Genomic DNA, 18,268 nt, shown 5'->3' on the forward strand with positions numbered 1-18,268 from the left:
AATTACTATTATAACCAACCATCCATGGTCATCTGTTATTGAGCTTCCTTTTGCGATGCTTGTGCTGCTGTGGTCAGTGATTGTGTGACCGTACTGATCGCTCTGTCATATGCTGTGCTACCTTTTGGCGTATTTGCCAGACGTAACAAGGCATTTCGTATAACAGGGCTTTCGTATGCCTTCGCTGCTCCGCCTACGGCACCAGCAGCAGGAACAACAAACGCAGCCGTTTTTAGCATCCCCGCTAATACTGCTGCGTTTATGATGCCACCACCAACTAACAATCCATAAAGCTGCTGACCATTTAAGTTTTGAACGTTCGCTTTTGCCGCGTGTCTTGTATCGTTGAGGTATTTAATAACGCCGTCCAATTCCTTTCCATGTACGCCTTTAAAGAAAGTTGCTGATTGCTTCCTGTTCCGGTGTAACGCATTAATAAACTTCTCAACACTGATATTTCCAGACGGATCAGTCGCCTTATCTACAGCATTCTGAACTATGGCTGCTCGTGCGTTTTGCCTACCATTGTCATCCAGAAGCCTGTAAAGCTGAGAACGTTCTGATGGGCTTTGGCTAAAAACGAGTTTTGTTACATCCTCAGGCGTGGCCTTGCCGCTGGCTATTGCCTTTTGAACGCGCGTTCTTCCCATCATGTCATTGAATTTAGACCATGAGCGATCAACCCTTGCCATATTAATGGCTTCGTCTGCTCCAAGATTTTTGGCTACGGCTTTTTTCATATCCGCCGTATATGCCTTGTAAATAATATCGCTGGCTTTCTGGAGCGTATCTTTATCAACAGTGTCAGATGACGCCATAAATCGCTTTCGAAGATCGGTTCTGTTTTCCCTCGCCAGACGCAGGTCATTTGGTCCGCTGGTGATATCGTCTTTAAATTGCTGCAAGACTTTTACCGCGGCTCTATCCTGAGATTTGCCCGGGCGGCTTAACACGGCAATCTGATTGTCGATAGCTTTTACCGTGTTTGAGAGATCGACAGGGGTATCCCCCATAGCGTCAATTATGCGGTTATATCGCTTTCCTGCTGCCTCAATGAATTTTTGTTGCCCTTTAGTCGCAGATTCATAAAGCTGTTTATCAGAAATGCCACCCAGACCATCGCTAAATGTTCTGACTAAATTTTCTCGTGCTTGTTGTTGATTCAGCCGATTCTTACCGGTTCCAAAAAAAGGAACTCTTTCGCCTAATGTCTGAGCCTGACTCTGCATAAAGGTTTTATCTTTCAGCATGTCACTGGTCATTAACGGCAGATTTCTTTCCGATGCAAAGTTGACAGCAGCCTTTGCTTCAGGCGACATATCACCACGAACAGCCCTCGAAACCGCACTCGCTGTATTTTCCAGCCCCTTACCAATACCACCAATGCCAGCAGAAATTACCGTTTGTAACGGATCAATATCTTCTCCACCAGCAAGGCTGGTGGCTCCCTGTAGTGCTAAATCTGTAGCTGCTGATTTTCCTATGGCACCAAGCACCGTTCCAGCCCTGCCCGCTGGTGTAAACGCCAGCGCATTAGCCAGAAACGATGCCACGTCTTGCGGCGATAAACCCGGCTTGTTCAGAGCATAATCACCGGATGGCAGGGAAACGATAGTGTTACCCTTCTCATCCTGCCTTAATTTCGCTCCCATGCTCTGAAGAATCTTTTCCTGAGATGCGTCAGAGCCGAAAAGTTGAGACCATCGAGCTTTTAGAGCATCCATGCTGAGTGAGGTTAACTCTGGGGCAAGGTCGACATTTTGCAGTCTCTCCATCTCTGGAGTCATTCGGCTTTCGCCTGTTATAGCATCGCGCATAGCAGCCCCAAGACTGGCTCCCTGTTCTGCTGAACGCTCAAGCCCCTCTCTTTGCTGAGTAGCTAACTTTGCATACCCTGACGCAAGAGAATTATCAGATGATGTATGTTGAATATTTTGAGTTGCTGATTGGGATCGGTCTATTTCATTCGTTGATGGTAGTGGATAGGCAGCATAAAAAGCCTGCTTAGCCTGCTCTACACTTTCTCCGGCTTGCGGGGCCACGACTTCATTGAAGTATTGCTCCTGAGCCTGCGCTTTTTGTTCTGGTGCTAACGCCTGATACTGTGGAGAGGCGATAACATCTTTCCATGCTTTAGCCATTAATCACCCCATAGTGAAGAAAAATTACTGCTGGCTGCTGGCTGTGATACCTGCTCAGATTGCGGCAATGTCTGCGACGAAGAAGAAGTTCCTCTGTCAACTGCTGAAATAACCCGCAAAGCATCATAAGCTCGACCAGAAGCAGCTTTCAGCGAATTGAACTGGTTTTCCATCTTCCGGCGCTTGGTATCAATGGTTTTTGTGGAGTCGCCAGGCTGAGGGAAATACATTTGATAATATTTTGACATTTCAGCAGGTACGATAGCTGCCCCTGTTTCCTGACGGAGTATTGCCATTATTGCGTCATTAGCATTAACAACGTATTGCTGCTCTGTTGGGCTGAGCGTTAAGTTAGCCAGCGTCCCATTACCCAAAGCATTATTAATGATCGCCACTCGCTGTGGGCTAAGCTGGCCTTTCAGTGTATCCATTGAATCAAGAGCATCCCTAACTCTGTATGCAAATCCAGCAGCTTTTTTAGCCCCTTCTGGCGACTTTTCCATGATCTTTTGGGCTGTTGGCAAAGCTATTGGACGAAACCCATCTCCAGATATTGGCTGGTTTAGTTTTCCCTGCTCTTCACTTCCGTCTGTGTAGTATTTTGTGACAGTGCCATCATCGTTTTCTCTAACACTCATTAATTTTTTGGCGTTTGTATTAATTCCAGCCGCTGCCGCAAATGCCGCCGCCCCCTCTGGATCCGCCTTTAACATTTGAGCGTACTGATTGTAATTCTGCATTGCTGCTGTTGGGGCATATGCTGACGTTAACGCATTTGCTCGGCTAATATCCTGCCCTCTCGCCTGAAGTGCTTCGCCAGCCTGATTGCTGCGGATTGTCTCTGCCAACTTGCCACGCTCAATATCCCGACCTTCCATTTGGCCTTTGATATCGAAATACTTCTCATGACCGAGAGAAAATAGCGCCAGATTACCTGCGAAGTGCTGGAAGCCCTGCGGGTCATTAACCTGCATTTCAGCAATAGTTTCTGGAGGTATACCTAAACGACGCATCTCCTTTTCGTTATCCATCATGAACCTGCCAAATGCGCCCGGACCAAGCGATGAGGCTACCTGTGCTTTAAGCGCCAGATTGCCATAATCATCACGCTGGGCGTCATCGACATACCCCATGCCTTTACGGACTTCCTCAAACTCTTCGGGGAATGCTGTAATAAGATTACGCATCTGCTCCCTGTCGCCGGACGCATAAGCATCCGCATAACCTTTCTGGAATGCCGCTTTACGTTCCTGCTGTTGCTGCTGCTTATAAATATCAGCAACTCCAGCCAGACCACGAAGACCTGTCAGAGCAACGTTATTTGCACCTGATCGAGCCAGTTCATTGTTTTCGCGGATCAGACCAAGCGTTGCGTTAATGTCGCTTGCCTTTGGCGCATTCTCATTTTGCGTACCGATGCCAGCAAGAAACCCACCAGAATTAATACCCTGTTGCCACGTAGCCATAAATTTACCCACGTCCAGTTAAAGTGTAAGCCAGCGCCTTATCCATTAATCCCCGAGCAATTTCGTGGATCGTTGGCGCAACTCCTACCTCTGATTTTTTACGCTGCTCCTCCTGAATTTTCTTTATCGCTTCCATTTGCTTCTCACTTATCAATACTGGCTTTACTGAAATAGCCATAACGCTCCCCCCTTAGAACTGTATAAAACAACAGTCATTATAGTTTCATAAAACGCAATATTCATCATTGTGATTGCAAAATATGAAACAAATAGCACAAAAAAATGCCACCGTTCAGTAGCTGGTGGCATCGTTCTGTATGTCAGGTTTTGACAGTTTTTTATGGACTCTAAAAACTATATTTATGGAGTCGCATTACTCTTCATGGCGTGAGCTTTCCTGTTCTCTCTTTGTTCCTGGTTCCATGGATAAGTGTAATTGCCACCAGCAAAGACCATATTGATTTTGTGAGGAACCATTAAAGCGATATCAGCACTCATGTCACTGAATGAAACACAGTGCAGGCGTTCAAGCCATTTGTATGCTGCTGCCGCTTCTCCCCACAAATTAATCCCTGCAAGTTCAACAATATCTCTGATGGAGCAGATATCAACCATCCCGTTAACGCCTGTAAAACGGCGTTTAAAGTCGCCAAGATACTTTCTGAAAAGAGTTGCTTTCATTGGTTCAGAAAGGTCTATGTATGGGAACACAACCACATCAAGCAGCGTCTCCCTTCTGTTGTTCATCGGTATTACAGATGGCAAATCGGATACTTTGCCAAATACATGATGAAAAGCCTTTGCGATTATCTTCATCATCAATCTCCCACTGAAACCAGTTGATGTGGTGTTCAGATTTCGTAAAACACTCTCTAATGCCAGCCAGGTATTGTGCACATCAATTCAGTCACATTGTGTTGGTTCAAAATGCTGTGTTGTTGGTTCAGTGTTGGTTCAATAAAAAGAATAAAATCCTTATAAAACAATACTCTTTACAAATTGAACCAACTGAACCAACTGAACCAACGCCTTTTCTACGCACATGAAGAAGCTCATTCTTCAGATGAGTTGTAATCTCCTGGCTGGTAATTGAGTACATAAACGTTTATTTGTCGTCCCTGAATACGTGGTGATTTTCTTTGGTATCCACGACCGCTGTTTGGTGGGGTTAGCATCCCGGCTTTTTTCAACACTTCAGCAAACTGTTTTGCGTTGAAACCACATGCGATCTCCTTTTCAAATGTGGCCGGGAATGTGTAGAAAATCATTGGACTTTCGTCATGTTCTCCACGCTGACGGTATCCGGCTAAATCTTTGATGGGCAAATCTGCCGGGCTGTATGGAAATGGTGCAAAACGGCTAAGCCCATAGGCATTAAGAAATGCCTCCGTTTGTTCAATAATCTGCTGATGCTCTTTGTTACCTGTGCCGAACTCGCGCAACCATGCGTTATAGCTGTGCTGTATCGCATCACGGCATGTCTGAGCATCCCAGCCTGTTACAACCTCGCCTAACAACAATGCGGCCTCCAGAATGGCAAATCGCGCGGCTACACGGTGAACCTGCTCACCATAATCGGATGGGATCAGGCTTCTCCATCTGCTTTCGCAATCACGAACAGTTTTAATAGCCTGTTGCTGGTGGTCTGCCAGCCATTTAATCCACTCACGCCCGGCTGCGCCATGGTGATGCTGGTAAGCGTCTTTCAGTGCGTCTGCATGCTGTTTTCCGTTCTGATAATCGTGAAAGCGTACTGCTTTACTCAACGGAATATTCAGCAGTCGCACCAGTTGCCCGGCTTTGGTTTTTCGCCCGGAAGTAGCGATAAATGTTTCTAAATCCATTTCTCCGGTGCTGATTGCCACTGTACGCCAGCGTTTTAGATCCCGGTTTCCACCATCTTTAGCGCCTTGCAGTTTCCCTACACCGTTAAATAACGCATAGGCAGACTGTGAAACGCTGACAGGATCAGCGCCCTGACCAACTTCATCAAGCGGCATTAATCCGTCATTGTGGGCGGCGGCCTCATTTGCCAGCCCCAGCGCGGTTCCGTACCACGTCAGCCGCAGTAAATCAGGGTTGCCGTATAAGCTGCTCGCCACGTTTGCCGTGGTGGTCTTACCCGCGCTCGACTGCTCATAGAAATGAATGCCGAACCCGTCAGCGCCCACCAGCCCAATCAATGGCGCTGCCAGTGCTGCGCCGATCCCGGTCATCATTGAATAGTTACCAAAGGCCAGACGCGCCACGTTATCACGCCAGCTTTTCGCGCTCCCTGAGACGGTATATCCGGCTGCGGCTGAGCTTCTCCCGCTGAACAGCACAGGATTTTCAGGTGTTCCGATGATTTCCCCATCAGGCATGATGTACGCTCCGCATTGCCAGCCAGTGGCATGAGCAACACGCCACAATTCACGAGAGCCACTGCGTTGTAGCCAGTCTGCCAGTATTGCTCTGAGGCTGCTTTTGGTCGTGACATTTACCCCACCAGCTTTAAGTGTGCGCCATCCTTCACGTTCACCAATATCAGCCAGTGGAATGGCAGCGGTTGTCGGCGTTTCAGAACCAAACGACAGCCAGCGAAGAATGAGATACTGGTCTTTATCGTCTCTGCCAGTACCGATAACGCTTAACGGAGAACATAACCAGCTTTCGTTATTGATGATTTCTCCACTCTGGCTGTCAGCTCTCGGAGATACCCAATAAATACCATCCTCGCGGCTTTCTATTCTTGGTTTCAGTGGGTCGGTATCCATAACCTTAAAATCGCTTCCCTCAATGGTCTGTGGCTCCTGTTTCACGCCATTACCCTGTGGTTGGTACATTGACTTATTGAACGCTTCTGTGGCGCATTTAATGCCGTGTTTTTGGTGGTAATCATTCCAGTCTGCTTTGTGATCTGTCGGGGGTAATGCCACCCATCCAGAAACAGATAAAGCTGCTTTTTCTGCTGCTATTCTCCCCGTGTTTTGTCTTCCTTCGCTGTGGTCGTTATCCGCAGCAATGATGATTTGTGCTGAAGGAAATTTATCCCGCAGTACCTGGGCGACATATAACAGGTTCCCGGCATCAATCGCCGCCACTGTCAGCGCCTCTGGACGCATTAAATGGGCAGATAATGCCGTTGCCAGCCCTTCTGCGATTAAGATGCTCTGTGTTGTTTCTGGTGCGTTTATGGCGTGATATGCCCCCCGCTTTGCTGAACTTGTCAGGAGTCTTTTTTCACCATGTGAGGTAATAGTCTGTGCTGCTGTGACTGCGCCGGATTTATCCACCAGCGCCAGCAACAGAGATCCATCTGGCAACACGGGGAATGTAAAATCACCTACCCCTTTCGCAACCAGATAATCAGATTTGCCGTTTACAGCCTTTCTGCGCATGTCATCAAACTGACGGGAAAACGTATCCCGTCTTTGTTGTTCGTCCTTCTCTGCCCTTTTCAGGCGCTCCTGTTCGCGTCGCTGGCGCTCGGTTTCCAGTTGTTCCCGTTTCTGGCTGGTGGCTTCTGGTGTTTCCGTTGTCCGGTAATCAATACCCAGAACATCAGCGGCAAGAAGCGCCGCCTCTGTTGTGTCGCAGTTATTTACGCGTTTAATTAAATCCAGCCCATCACCAGCGCCGCACTGATTACAGATGAAGCTACCGCGCCCGTTGTCATCGAACCGGAATCTATCTTTGCCCCCACATGCAGGGCAGGGAGCATGACGGCGCGGAGAGTCAGGGACATTTATGTTCAGGCAGCCCAGCACATGAGGCCAGTTGTTTTCAGACGCACTGATAACCTGACGGATAAGATCAATGTTTCGCATTCTGGCCCCCGTTTAGTGCGTCACTGGTGCTTCTGGGATGCCGTTTTCGTTTAGTTCGGCAATAAAGCTGTTGTGAAGATCGGCAAGCACTTCTCGCCCAAACGAAGTGAGTGTTCCCTGTTCGACATCGAACATGTTGCTGTAAAAAATGATGGCATTCTTTGTTCCGACATCAACACCATATTTCTCGATCATTGCGCCCTCAATGTTGTTTGCCATAGCGAGGCGCTCTGCTACTGGATACAGCGGCATGGCGATGATGCCATTGGAATAAACAGAAACCACGGAATGATTGCCACTGTCATCAATAATGCTGACGGTGCCGTTTTCCTTTCTCATTTCATTGATGAATGCTGTTGCTATCAGCCAGCGCCACATAATCACGTGATGCTGTGATGTGTAATCGAAATATCCCTGGTTGCCGCCACTGGCAATAGCGAGATGTATAAACATGCCTTCATCTGGTTTATCGTCATAATCCCCGGCATCCAGACGATTTACGGCATCAATATATGAGACGGTCTCAACGCGTTCTGTCATGCCATCGTTGCTGCGGTGCATGATGTTTACGCCGTCAGGCGTTGCTTCTGCATGGAAGGTTAAGAAATTATTCATGTTTCGCCTCGCCTGAATGATTCTGTAACTCATATTTGCCCAACAATTCGTCCGCTTCCTGAATAGCTTCTGGTACGCCATTGAGCAGTGACATAACCGCGCCAATCATTAACTTGTCTCTGTTGCTGGGGCTGGCCCCTTCAAGCCAGAACCCTAAAACAGTCTGAACCTGTTCGATGCGACATTGCGCTTCAATGAGCTGGATGTTGGTCATTTCGCACTCTCCACATCGATTAAACCGATATCTATCAGGGAGGTAACTTTTTGTAGCCAGCTATTGATTACTGTCGCCTGTTCCCCTCCCACCGAGGGAACAATCTCATTCATCACATGAACCAGACCTGTGCGCGCTCTGGTAAGCCGTTCAGTCGCGCAATCTGCGGGAGTGAATGTGTCTGGATATGGCTCTTCACGCCCCAGCAATGATTCAATTTCCAGCTCACACGGATGACGATAAATTAAGTTGATATTCATTTTTCACCCCCAAGAATTACCAGCTCTGCACGGGCATCGTTAACCAAAGATGAGCACGCTTTAATCGCATCCACGACATCAGCAGCGTCCATTTCTTCAGCCGAAAGACTGACAGCAACCAGGACAGCCGCTGCTTGCTCGATTAATTGAAGTGCGGACGTAAGGCGAGGGGTATTAATTGAGTTATTCATTGGTTGCCCCCGTTTTTCCTGGCATTTCGCCACCTTCCAGCAGGAAATGAACGTCGCGAACGGCGAGGTCCAATATCGCGAGTAACGCCTTCAGTCTTTCGTCTCGTGAGGGAGAGTTGCTCACCAGAATGTCGTTAATCACTTCTGTCAGTGTGATGATCTGGCTTGTGCGTTCGAGGGGATCCATATGCACATCGTAGGTTTTAATCATGTGCCACCTCCATGCGGATACGACCAGCAAAAAAGCAGATGTGATCGCGCACCAGAGAACGGCGAGCATCGCGTTCAGACTCGGCAGCAATATGATGAATTTTGGCGGTAATTGTCGGGCAATCGCGGCGAACTGCGGCGATAATCCAGATAAATTGCGGTTTTTGGGTAGGGGTAGTAGCCAGCATGTGGCAGCCTCCATTCGATAGCATGTAACGCTACCACCGGAAACGCCAATTTCGCTGGTGGTAGCCCAGACAGGGTTGGCGTAACCGGCTCGAATGGATACCGGCGCTTCCGAAGAAGCCCCTGCCTGAGCCACCATTGATTGACAAAGGCGCTGGATTATACACCAACGCCCAAAAAATGGGTGAGTCAGACCTACGACATAAAAAAAGACGCTCGGCGCGTCATATGTCGCCATTCGATTTACCAGGACGCCAATCCCGGCACCCGTTTTATGAGGTGCCTTATAACCATAAACCGTGTTGCCGCATAACGGCAAGCTCTTTTTTATGGACTCCGAAAACTCACTATTGGAAGAACCAGAAGCACAGTACATCGCGCTCATTTCGTTAACGTCACGCGCGTGGACGAATGTTTTTGTGGAGTCACTACACGAGCGGAAGACATCATCTACGACCAGAAATTTTCTGGCGCAGCCGCTGACCTTCTCAATGCTAATATCATCGCCCGAGATTTCTGGTATGGTTAAGGCATCCGTTCCGACCACCAGCAAATGATAAACTTTGCTTGTATCTGCTGTATTAATGCCTGACTTTGCCGTCATATTTCTGGATTTTGGCGACATGCCAGCCAGTGAAAATGTCTTCTTCTGGACGGGTATCATTGGTTAACCTCCGCGAACTCCTTCATGAAACGCGCCAGCGGTTGTACGCATGGCGATTGATACCCGTCGCGATAAAACGTCACTCGGTTGTGAGACACGCTTTCGACAGTAACGAGTGCTCCGTGGGCATCTTTGTAGCGTTTTTGTGGTTGTGGTGTTCCTGTTGGCTTAGACATTGAGCGCCTCCAGACGCTTGGCGAGCCAGCGTTGCGACAGGCGGGTGAGTTCTCCTTTGCGCTGCTCATATTCCATGCCCATATCAATTAACGTGATATTGGTGCTTTCGAGATATGAGAGGTGCTCAAGCTGTTCTGCGTTCATATGGTCGCGAGGTTCGCCAGAATAGCCATTTATCCGCGCCCACTGCTTAGCAGTTAGCCCACCAAGAACGATACGAGAAATCATATTGCTCTCGTTTGTGTAGTGGTGTTGCTGCGTCGTTTTACCCATCTCGGCACGGGCCATATTCAGCGCATCGCACATTGGCTTAAAGTTGTTTGCGGCACTGAGACGGGCTTTTAGCTGGCGACGATAGCGGGCGGCGATTTCAGGCACGCTACGCTGTAATTCTTCCTCGCACTGGATGAAATAACGGCGGATAGCGCGCCCCTGATCATTGCGTTCGATCATTGCCAGTTCTTTCGCCATTCCGACACTTAACAGATAGTCTTTGCCGGGTCTGCCAGACTGCTTAATCTTGCTGTAAGCCGCGCCATTCGGGATTTTCCCCAAATTTGGGGAAATAGTTTTATGGACTGAGTAATCGTGCCCAATGGTGAAGTCATATTCAGAGATGCGATCAGTGATCCATGTAGAGAAGTCTTTTCCCACGCCCAACGCTTTGTGTAACGCTTTTGCGCTAACAATATTGGTTTCACGCCCACCGATATGACCAGGAATAACCGGGACAATTGCGGCAAATTCATTACCGTTAATTGTGCCCAGAGAGGCGTTCGGATGAGGGGCGGCCTCAGAAATTAATCTGCTTTTTTCGATGTTCATTTTCAGTCTCCGTTAGGCGGCGTTAAACGCGTCCGGGTAGAGTTTCAGAATGTCGGCAATTTCCTGCTGAGAAAGTCCGTTGTGATCATTTATGTTCGCAAGATGGTTAACATGAGTGATCACTTTCAGAACATCACCACGGCAGGAGAAACGGTAGCGAAGGTGTGCTCCGATACCATCAGGATTCTTTTCGTCGATACGCTCCAGAGTGATCCCAAGCTGGCGTTCTAACTCTGTTGCATAGTTACGACCAGAAGACAGACGGCAGTAGCGAAGAATGTCGTTTTCTGTCCATCCCTCTATACCAGTACGCAGCATATAGACTCGGGCGCGATGCTTTTTCGGTGTGCGCTTTGGTGCTTGAAGGGATTTTGTCAGGGGCGTAACATCAGATACGCGAATATCTGAATTAGCCGCCTGTAATGGGCGGTTTTTCTTTTCCATCAGGCCACCTTCCCGCGGCGTTCTGCCAGCCAGTTGTGAATCTCAACCGCATCAAACGCAGTTATTTTTTCTCCCAGCTTTACAGGACGTGGTAGTGAACCGTTTCTTACTTTACGGTCGATGGTGGATACACTAACGCCCAGCAATTCAGCCAGGCGGAAGCGTCTGATATAACCTTTTGTAGGAATAGTGTCAGTGTTCATGCTTCCCGTAACCTCTTAACGATAGTTGTTGCTTCGTTACGAGAAAACTAACTGTATAGATATACAATGAAAAGGTACTGTATTTTTGCAGTACCTCTATAGTAAGTTAACTATCTACTTTGCCATTTGCCGCAGCTCGTAGATGTTTAAGAATTACATCTTCATTAGTTATCATAAGTGGTGGAACTTCGCCTAAATGCCGAACAAGGCAGTCACGCCACTTTTCCGGGCTTATTTCTTTCCTTTCTCCTCTGCATTCATCTGGATACTTACTAAGTATATAAATTGCAGATTTTAATAGTTTCTCCCTATTGACAGCGTGTCGTTCGGCACGTTTATTGACTTTCAACGTGTTTATATCATTGGATAACTTGTTTGCAGAAGGCTTGTGCATGGGTTTATCATAAATATATCTTCCTCCATTGATAAGGAGATTGAATTCATAATCAGTTATATACATTTTGTTCCGGCTTACTTCATACCATCCGTCAATATAAAAAGTTCCGATTTCATAATCCGGCGATTTATAAAAATCGTCACATCTTGGCGGCGTCAATTCGCATACTGAAATCTCCCAATCATCCCATTCTGATAGCTCTCGCTCATCGTTATCTATGAATGCAGGAGGAATTGCTAATAGACCGCACCATCTTTCTATCTCTCTTTTATCCTTTCCGACATTGTATCGCTCTATAACTGAAAAATGCTCTGATTTGTATGAAAATCTAATAAAATACAGGTGGTTATCGTCATTTTTGTCATCAAGGGATGATAATCCATATGATTCAGGATCATCTATATTATCGCTCAGTCCAAGAAGGTAGTTCTCATTTGCCACTTTCTCATCTATATCGAAAAAGCTATCTGTTTCAACTTTAAGTAATTCTGGCTCGGCATTTTCATCTTTTGGGTAATGGTAAAACAATTCAATAGGTGGAATCTTTGTGCATATTTCTAAAACCCCAATTGCTGCATAGTGTATTAAATCGGATACTTCACATCCGGCCAGTTTGGCTGCTTTATCCAAAGAATAATATTTATGCGCAGGTAATTTCATTATGAATCTCTCCTCCCATCATGCTCTAATTGGTGTCACGTTGTAGTCTTTTCCGCTTTCCAGTGCCACCAGCAGATCAGCCCACTGTGCCAGTGCTGCTTTACGCTCATCAAAATACTGATGGCGGTTATAAATCCCCTCTACGCCCTTAATGCGATGATTGAGGCATCGTTCCGCCACGACAGGATCAACACCCAACGCTGCTAAATGAGTACGTGCGGTGCGTCGGAAGTCGTGAATCGTGAAATTAGGCACATCCGGCATTTCGGCGCGAACCTTAGCCAGTGCTACGGGTAAAGTGCTTTCCTGAATATGTGGGATCATTCTGTTTTGCATTTTCCTGGCTGGAAGCACCCATGCGCTATTGCATGAAAAGGTGTGTAGCTCTCTCAACCATTCAACAGCTGGAGAAGGTAGAGGTATATCAATAGGGTCTCCGTTTTTGCTGCGTTCTTCCGGCAAATGCCATACCGCACCATCTAAATCAAACTCTTCCCATCGTGCGGCGCATAACTCCATCTTACGAACGCACAGTGCCAGCAATAGCTTAAATGTCAGTTCGTTCTGGCGGCTGAATCCTTTTGCGGTGCGCATAGCCTCGAATAGCCTGATAAGCTCATCGCGAGTTAGCCAACGGTCACGGGAAACCTCTTTACCACCAGCATCAGATACTTCAAACGCTGAACAAGGGTTTATCTCCAGAGCATGGCGTTTTATCCCATAGTCAAAGATACGGCGTGTCCAGCGTAATACATCTGTTGCTATCGTTGGTGCTCCTCGGTCAACGATACCTTTCAGCATGTCGTCAATATGGCGTGGCTTAACGTCCTCTACCTTCATATGCCCAATGCAGGGGTTAATATCCTTATCAATTCTCCGGCGAAGGATATCGGGATGTTTCCATCTCGGAAGTATCTGGCGCTCAAAGTATTCGGAGGCCAGATCAGAAACGCGCATGGCGTTTTTCTCAGCCTCCATTTTTGCCAATGCTTCAGCTTTTCGTTCCTGTTTCTCTGCTGCTACGTCATAGCCAAGAGCAACTCTGGCTGACAGCTCTTTTGCTGTTTCTCTGGCTTTTGATAGTGACAGTTCGGAGTAAGAGCCTATAACCATAGCCCGCTGCTTTCCTGCGAGCTTATAGCGGAATCGCCAGAACGGGACTGTGTAGTTTTTAGGGTAGCAAATATAAAGGCCGTTGCCGTCTGCCTTGCCATCAAATCTGTCTCCCGCCTTTATCCATGCGCGGATCTGCATATCTGTGAGTTTTGGCATTGCGAATACCTGAATATCGAATATGGGTGTGTACATAAAGCAATGTACATGAAAGTCATTATGTACACCTCTATGTACACGCACATTGTGCGCTTTGTTGCGTCGTTATGATAGCTCATGATAACAAAAAAGCCCGACATTTCACGGGCTTTGTGGTTTTTTGCTGCTTGGTGATTTTTACTGATAGCTTATTCGATATTCTGAATCTGCTCGCGCATTTGCTCGATCAACACTTTCAGCTCGATGGCGGAGTTTGTCACTTCGGCATTGATAGATTTCGACGCAAGAGTGTTCGACTCGCGGTTGAACTCCTGCATCATAAAGTCCAGACGACGGCCAACCGCTTCTTTTTTCTTCAGAATGTTGTACGTCTCTTTAACATGCGCTTCGAGGCGGTCCAGCTCTTCGGCAACGTCAATTCGTTGTGCCAGCAGAACCAACTCCTGCTCCAGACGGTTGTTTTCCAGTTGCACCTGGGCGTCTTCCAGCTTCGCTACCAGACGCTCACGCTGCCATTGCAGGATTTCCGGCATATGGGCGCGGACTTTGACCACTTCGGCGGTGACGCCTTCCAGACGCTGCTCGATCAATGCTTTCAGCGCCTGACCTTCGGTTTCACGCGCGATGATAAAGTCGTCCAGGGTGCCATCCAACGCCGCAAGAATTTCAGCTGCAATGGCGTCGAGATCCTGCTCCTGAGCTGCCATCACGCCCGGCCAGCGCAGAATATCAACCGGGTTGATTTCCCCTTCGTCGCTCTGCATTTTTACCCAGTTCGCAGCATTTACCAGCTGTTTAGCCAGTTTTTCGTTGAGGATCAGCTCACCTTGCGCGCTGACATCTGGCTCATAGCGCAGGGTACATTCCACTTTACCGCGCGTCAGGCGAGAACGAATACGCTCGCGAACGACAGGTTCAAGGCTACGGAACTGCTCCGGCAGACGAAAGTAAGTTTCCAGATAACGCTGGTTTACCGAGCGCATTTCCCAGGTTGCGCTCCCCCATTCACCCTTGATTTCACGCCGGGCGTAGGCGGTCATACTGCGGATCATAGACGTTCCTGTTTATAAAAGGAGAGGTGGAAGGATTATAGCCATCGATGCCTTGTCAGGATAGGAATAACCGCCGGAAGTCCGTATAATGCGCAGCCACATTTGTTTCAAGCCGGAGATTTCAATATGCGTCCAGCAGGCCGTAGCAATAATCAGGTGCGTCCCGTTACCCTGACTCGTAACTATACAAAACATGCAGAAGGCTCGGTGCTGGTCGAATTTGGCGATACCAAAGTGTTGTGTACCGCCTCTATTGAAGAAGGCGTGCCGCGCTTCCTGAAAGGTCAGGGCCAGGGCTGGATCACCGCAGAATACGGTATGCTGCCGCGTTCTACTCATACCCGTAATGCCCGTGAAGCGGCGAAAGGTAAGCAGGGCGGCCGCACGATGGAAATCCAGCGTCTGATCGCTCGTGCATTGCGCGCCGCAGTAGATTTGAAAGCCCTCGGTGAGTTTACTATTACGCTGGATTGCGACGTACTTCAGGCCGATGGCGGCACCCGCACTGCTTCTATCACCGGTGCTTGTGTTGCACTAGCCGATGCCCTGAATAAACTGGTTGAAAATGGCAAGCTGAAAACCAATCCAATGAAAGGGATGGTAGCCGCGGTTTCTGTCGGTATTGTTAACGGCGAAGCGATTTGCGATCTGGAATACGTTGAAGACTCAGCGGCTGAAACGGACATGAACGTGGTGATGACCGAAGACGGGCGCATCATTGAAGTGCAGGGAACGGCAGAAGGTGAACCGTTCACCCACGAAGAGCTACTCACCTTGTTGGCCTTGGCTCGAGGGGGAATCGAATCCATTGTAGCGACGCAGAAGGCGGCGCTGGAAAACTGATTTTTAAGGCGACAGATGAGTCGCCTTTTTTTTGTCTGTAGAAAAGTAAGATGAGGAGCGAAGGCATGAAACCATATCAGCGCCAGTTTATTGAATTTGCGCTTAGCAAGCAGGTGTTAAAGTTTGGCGAGTTTACGTTGAAATCCGGGCGCAAAAGCCCCTATTTCTTCAACGCCGGGCTGTTTAATACCGGGCGCGACCTGGCACTGTTAGGCCGTTTTTACGCTGAAGCATTGGTGGATTCCGGCATTGAGTTCGATCTGCTGTTTGGCCCTGCTTACAAAGGGATCCCGATTGTCACCACAACCGCCGTGGCGCTGGCGGAGCATCATGACCTGGACCTGCCGTACTGCTTTAACCGCAAAGAAGCAAAAGATCACGGTGAAGGCGGCAATCTGGTTGGTAGCGCGTTACAAGGGCGTGTGATGCTGGTGGATGATGTGATCACCGCCGGGACGGCGATTCGCGAGTCGATGGAAATTATTCAGGCCAATGGCGCGACGCTTGCTGGCGTGTTGATTTCGCTCGATCGTCAGGAACGTGGTCGCGGCGAAATTTCGGCGATTCAGGAAGTTGAGCGTGATTACAACTGCAAGGTGATCTCTATCATCACCCTGAAAGACTTGATTGCCTACCTGGAAGAGAAGCCAGAAATGGCGGAACATCTGGCGGCGGTTAAGGCCTATCGCGAAGAGTTTGGCGTTTAAAAATATGCGCTGCGCAGGTTTTTGCTGTGCGCAGCGTGATGCGCTTTAAGATATCGTGTTAATCTGCTTTCGCCAGCAGTGGCAATAGCGTTTCCGGCCTTTTGTGCCGGGAGGGTCGGCGAGTCGCCGACTTAACGCCAGTAGTTTGTCCATATACCCAAAGCCGCTTCATTGTACTTAAGTACGCTTCGCGTACGTCGCGCTGACGCGCTCAGTACAGTTACGCGCCTTCGGATGGTTTGATGGTATTGCCGCTGTTGGCGCCTCTTTTGGCCGCCGTGATGTGGAGAGTGGAATGGATGCTACCCGGATAACCCTTCTGGCGCTCAATTTGTTCGGCTCGCCGGGCTGGAGTGCCGATAAAGAAATACAGCGGCTGTATGCGCTCAGTAATCATGTCGGACGCCATTACCGACGCATTATTCTTTCTAAGCGCCACGGTGGTCAGCGGATGCTGCTAGCCCCTGATTACTTGCTCAAAACCGTACAGCGCAACATTCTTAAGAACGTACTTTCACGATTTCCGCTTTCCCCTTTTGCTACCGCCTACCGGCCAGGTTGCCCAATCGTCAGCAACGCGCAGCCTCACTGCCAACAGTCGCAGATCCTGAAACTCGATATCGAAAACTTTTTCGATAGCATTAGCTGGTTACAGGTCTGGCGTGTGTTTAGCCAGGCTCAGTTGCCACGCAATGTGGTAACCATACTGACCTGGCTTTGTTGCTATAACGACGCGTTACCGCAGGGGGCGCCAACTTCGCCTGCCATTTCCAATCTTGTGATGCGCCGTTTTGATGAGTGCATTGGGGCATGGTGCCAGACACGAGGAATTATCTATACCCGCTACTGCGATGACATGACCTTTTCAGGTCACTTCAATGCCCGCCAGGTTAAAAATAAAGTGTGCGGATTGTTAGCGGAGCTGCTGGGCCTGAGCCTCAATCAACGCAAAAGCTGCCTGGTCGCGGCCTGTAAACGCCAGCAGGTAACCGGGATTGTTGTTAATCACAAACCACAGCTTGCCCGTGAAGCGCGCCGGGCGCTGCGTCAGGAGGTGCATTTGTGCCAAAAATATGGCGTTATTTCGCATCTTAGTCATCGTGGTGAACTTGATCCTTCTGGCGATCTCCACGCACAGGCAACGGCGTATCTGTATGCTTTGCAGGGAAGAATAAACTGGTTATTGCAAATCAACCCTGAGGATGAGGCCTTTAAACAGGCGAGGGAAAGTGTAAAGCGAATGCTGGTGGCATGGTAAGAAAAGCGTCAGGCAGACGTTTCTGCCTGAACGTTTTGGGGAGAATTACTGCAACTGCGCAGCAATTAGTGGCCAGCGGGCGTCAAAATCATCCGTCGGGCGGTATTTAAACTCGCTGCGGACAAATCGTGACAGCATACCTTCACAAAATGCCAGCAACTGGCTTGCCAGCAGCGTTTCATCGGTGGTGTAACCTTCACCCTCACGCATTCTCTTTTCACGCAATACCTGACGCAACTGCGCTTCAATACGCTCGAACAGTTGGTTGATGCGCCCTTGCAGGCGGTCTTGTTCAAACATCAGCGCATGCCCGGTAAGGATGCGGGTCAGGCCAGGATTACGCTCACCAAAACCGAGGAGCAACAACACAATCAGACGTAGGCGCGTTGTGGTGTCCTTCTCATCTTTCAGAATCAGATTGATGCGAGTAATCAGGCTATCTTCGATAAACTCAATCAGGCTATCGAACATGCGGGTTTTACTGGGGAAGTGGCGATACAGAGCCGCTTCGGAAACGCCGACGGAGGCGGCCAGTTTCGCTGTCGTGATACGTTGGCTTCCATCGCTGGATTCCAGCATCAGCGCCAGAGACTGAAGTATTTCTTCGCGACGGTTCCTTTTCGCAGTTTGTTTTTCTGCCATGTTACAAAATACCCCTGAAAATAAGCACTTGC

Annotated in this window: 21 protein-coding genes and 1 pseudogene; 3 read left to right on the top strand and 19 right to left on the bottom strand. The window is 48.6% G+C overall.

All coding sequences use genetic code 11. The annotated features are described in order from the left end of the window. Positions 1 to 35: 35 nt before the first annotated feature. From FEK50_RS00545 to FEK50_RS00615, 18 genes and pseudogenes are all read right to left on the bottom strand, one after another. Positions 36 to 2,141 carry a hypothetical protein gene (locus FEK50_RS00545; RefSeq protein ID WP_025693498.1) on the bottom strand — a complete coding sequence of 702 codons (2,106 nt, stop codon included), beginning with the start codon at positions 2,139 to 2,141 and terminating at the stop codon, positions 36 to 38. Then, positions 2,141 to 3,607 (bottom strand): phage DNA ejection protein, encoded by a 1,467-nt coding sequence (locus tag FEK50_RS00550; RefSeq protein WP_131161533.1) that lies wholly within the window; start codon positions 3,605 to 3,607, stop codon positions 2,141 to 2,143. Before FEK50_RS00550 ends, FEK50_RS00545 begins: the two co-directional genes overlap by 1 nt. Before the next feature lie 4 nt (positions 3,608 to 3,611). Beyond that, the gene (locus FEK50_RS24130) at positions 3,612 to 3,785 is read right to left on the bottom strand and encodes a hypothetical protein (RefSeq protein WP_001018522.1); all 174 of its coding nucleotides are present in this window, start codon (positions 3,783 to 3,785) and stop codon (positions 3,612 to 3,614) included. 182 nt (positions 3,786 to 3,967) lie between these two features. Continuing rightward, positions 3,968 to 4,426 carry a hypothetical protein gene (locus tag FEK50_RS24135; protein ID WP_165488986.1) on the bottom strand — a complete coding sequence of 153 codons (459 nt, stop codon included), beginning with the start codon at positions 4,424 to 4,426 and terminating at the stop codon, positions 3,968 to 3,970. A gap of 233 nt (positions 4,427 to 4,659) precedes the next feature. Next, positions 4,660 to 7,416: a TOPRIM and DUF927 domain-containing protein gene (locus tag FEK50_RS00555; protein WP_131161534.1), complete on the bottom strand. Its 2,757-nt coding sequence runs from the start codon at positions 7,414 to 7,416 to the stop codon at positions 4,660 to 4,662. 12 nt (positions 7,417 to 7,428) lie between these two features. Continuing rightward, the gene (locus FEK50_RS00560) at positions 7,429 to 8,031 is read right to left on the bottom strand and encodes a hypothetical protein (protein WP_131161535.1); all 603 of its coding nucleotides are present in this window, start codon (positions 8,029 to 8,031) and stop codon (positions 7,429 to 7,431) included. After that, positions 8,024 to 8,245 (bottom strand): hypothetical protein, encoded by a 222-nt coding sequence (locus tag FEK50_RS00565; RefSeq protein ID WP_000181940.1) that lies wholly within the window; start codon positions 8,243 to 8,245, stop codon positions 8,024 to 8,026. Before FEK50_RS00565 ends, FEK50_RS00560 begins: the two co-directional genes overlap by 8 nt. Then, positions 8,242 to 8,505 carry a hypothetical protein gene (locus tag FEK50_RS00570; RefSeq protein ID WP_001024675.1) on the bottom strand — a complete coding sequence of 88 codons (264 nt, stop codon included), beginning with the start codon at positions 8,503 to 8,505 and terminating at the stop codon, positions 8,242 to 8,244. The genes FEK50_RS00565 and FEK50_RS00570 overlap by 4 nt, the downstream gene beginning before the upstream one ends. Further along, positions 8,502 to 8,696: a hypothetical protein gene (locus tag FEK50_RS00575; protein WP_001065738.1), complete on the bottom strand. Its 195-nt coding sequence runs from the start codon at positions 8,694 to 8,696 to the stop codon at positions 8,502 to 8,504. Before FEK50_RS00575 ends, FEK50_RS00570 begins: the two co-directional genes overlap by 4 nt. Positions 8,697 to 8,899: 203 nt before the next feature. Then, positions 8,900 to 9,118, bottom strand: coding sequence for a host cell division inhibitor Icd-like protein (locus FEK50_RS24365; RefSeq protein ID WP_306464756.1), 219 nt, complete (start codon positions 9,116 to 9,118; stop codon positions 8,900 to 8,902). Positions 9,119 to 9,120: 2 nt separating this feature from the next. Next, positions 9,121 to 9,756: pseudogene (locus FEK50_RS24775) on the bottom strand (ash family protein); the annotation flags it as partial. Continuing rightward, positions 9,753 to 9,932, bottom strand: a complete 180-nt coding sequence (locus tag FEK50_RS00585; RefSeq protein ID WP_000042978.1) for a DUF4222 domain-containing protein — start codon at positions 9,930 to 9,932, stop codon at positions 9,753 to 9,755. The gene FEK50_RS00585 and the pseudogene FEK50_RS24775, both read right to left, overlap by 4 nt. Further along, positions 9,925 to 10,758, bottom strand: coding sequence for an antA/AntB antirepressor family protein (locus FEK50_RS00590; RefSeq protein WP_131161537.1), 834 nt, complete (start codon positions 10,756 to 10,758; stop codon positions 9,925 to 9,927). The genes FEK50_RS00585 and FEK50_RS00590 overlap by 8 nt, the downstream gene beginning before the upstream one ends. 12 nt (positions 10,759 to 10,770) lie before the next feature. Then, positions 10,771 to 11,202, bottom strand: coding sequence for a hypothetical protein (locus FEK50_RS00595; RefSeq protein ID WP_053900211.1), 432 nt, complete (start codon positions 11,200 to 11,202; stop codon positions 10,771 to 10,773). Next, entirely contained in the window at positions 11,202 to 11,405 is a 204-nt protein-coding gene (locus tag FEK50_RS00600) for an AlpA family phage regulatory protein (protein WP_001090781.1), read from the bottom strand. The genes FEK50_RS00595 and FEK50_RS00600 overlap by 1 nt, the downstream gene beginning before the upstream one ends. Before the next feature lie 106 nt (positions 11,406 to 11,511). Further along, positions 11,512 to 12,462: a hypothetical protein gene (locus FEK50_RS00605; RefSeq protein WP_021563527.1), complete on the bottom strand. Its 951-nt coding sequence runs from the start codon at positions 12,460 to 12,462 to the stop codon at positions 11,512 to 11,514. 18 nt (positions 12,463 to 12,480) lie between these two features. Then, positions 12,481 to 13,734, bottom strand: coding sequence for a site-specific integrase (locus FEK50_RS00610; RefSeq protein ID WP_028120363.1), 1,254 nt, complete (start codon positions 13,732 to 13,734; stop codon positions 12,481 to 12,483). 188 nt (positions 13,735 to 13,922) lie between these two features. Further along, on the bottom strand, positions 13,923 to 14,786 hold the full coding sequence (locus tag FEK50_RS00615; RefSeq protein ID WP_131161538.1) for a YicC/YloC family endoribonuclease: 864 nt from the start codon (positions 14,784 to 14,786) through the stop codon (positions 13,923 to 13,925). Between the two features lie 126 nt (positions 14,787 to 14,912). Here FEK50_RS00615 and rph point away from each other — a divergent pair, with 126 nt between their 5' ends. The 3 genes from rph to FEK50_RS00630 all read left to right on the top strand — a co-directional run bounded on the left by rph (position 14,913) and on the right by FEK50_RS00630 (position 17,594). Continuing rightward, the gene (gene rph, locus FEK50_RS00620) at positions 14,913 to 15,629 is read left to right on the top strand and encodes a ribonuclease PH (RefSeq protein ID WP_130206735.1); all 717 of its coding nucleotides are present in this window, start codon (positions 14,913 to 14,915) and stop codon (positions 15,627 to 15,629) included. 65 nt (positions 15,630 to 15,694) lie between these two features. Continuing rightward, the gene (gene pyrE / locus FEK50_RS00625; protein WP_131161539.1) at positions 15,695 to 16,336 is read left to right on the top strand and encodes an orotate phosphoribosyltransferase; all 642 of its coding nucleotides are present in this window, start codon (positions 15,695 to 15,697) and stop codon (positions 16,334 to 16,336) included. Positions 16,337 to 16,631: 295 nt separating this feature from the next. Beyond that, positions 16,632 to 17,594 carry a reverse transcriptase family protein gene (locus FEK50_RS00630; protein WP_131161540.1) on the top strand — a complete coding sequence of 321 codons (963 nt, stop codon included), beginning with the start codon at positions 16,632 to 16,634 and terminating at the stop codon, positions 17,592 to 17,594. A gap of 45 nt (positions 17,595 to 17,639) precedes the next feature. Here the strand turns inward: FEK50_RS00630 and slmA are convergent, their stop codons facing one another. Further along, the gene (gene slmA, locus FEK50_RS00635; protein WP_130206731.1) at positions 17,640 to 18,236 is read right to left on the bottom strand and encodes a nucleoid occlusion factor SlmA; all 597 of its coding nucleotides are present in this window, start codon (positions 18,234 to 18,236) and stop codon (positions 17,640 to 17,642) included. Positions 18,237 to 18,268: the final 32 nt, after the last annotated feature.

Origin of the sequence: Escherichia sp. E2586, assembly GCF_005781105.1 — a bacterium.
In the GTDB taxonomy this organism is placed as follows: Bacteria; Pseudomonadota; Gammaproteobacteria; order Enterobacterales; family Enterobacteriaceae; genus Escherichia.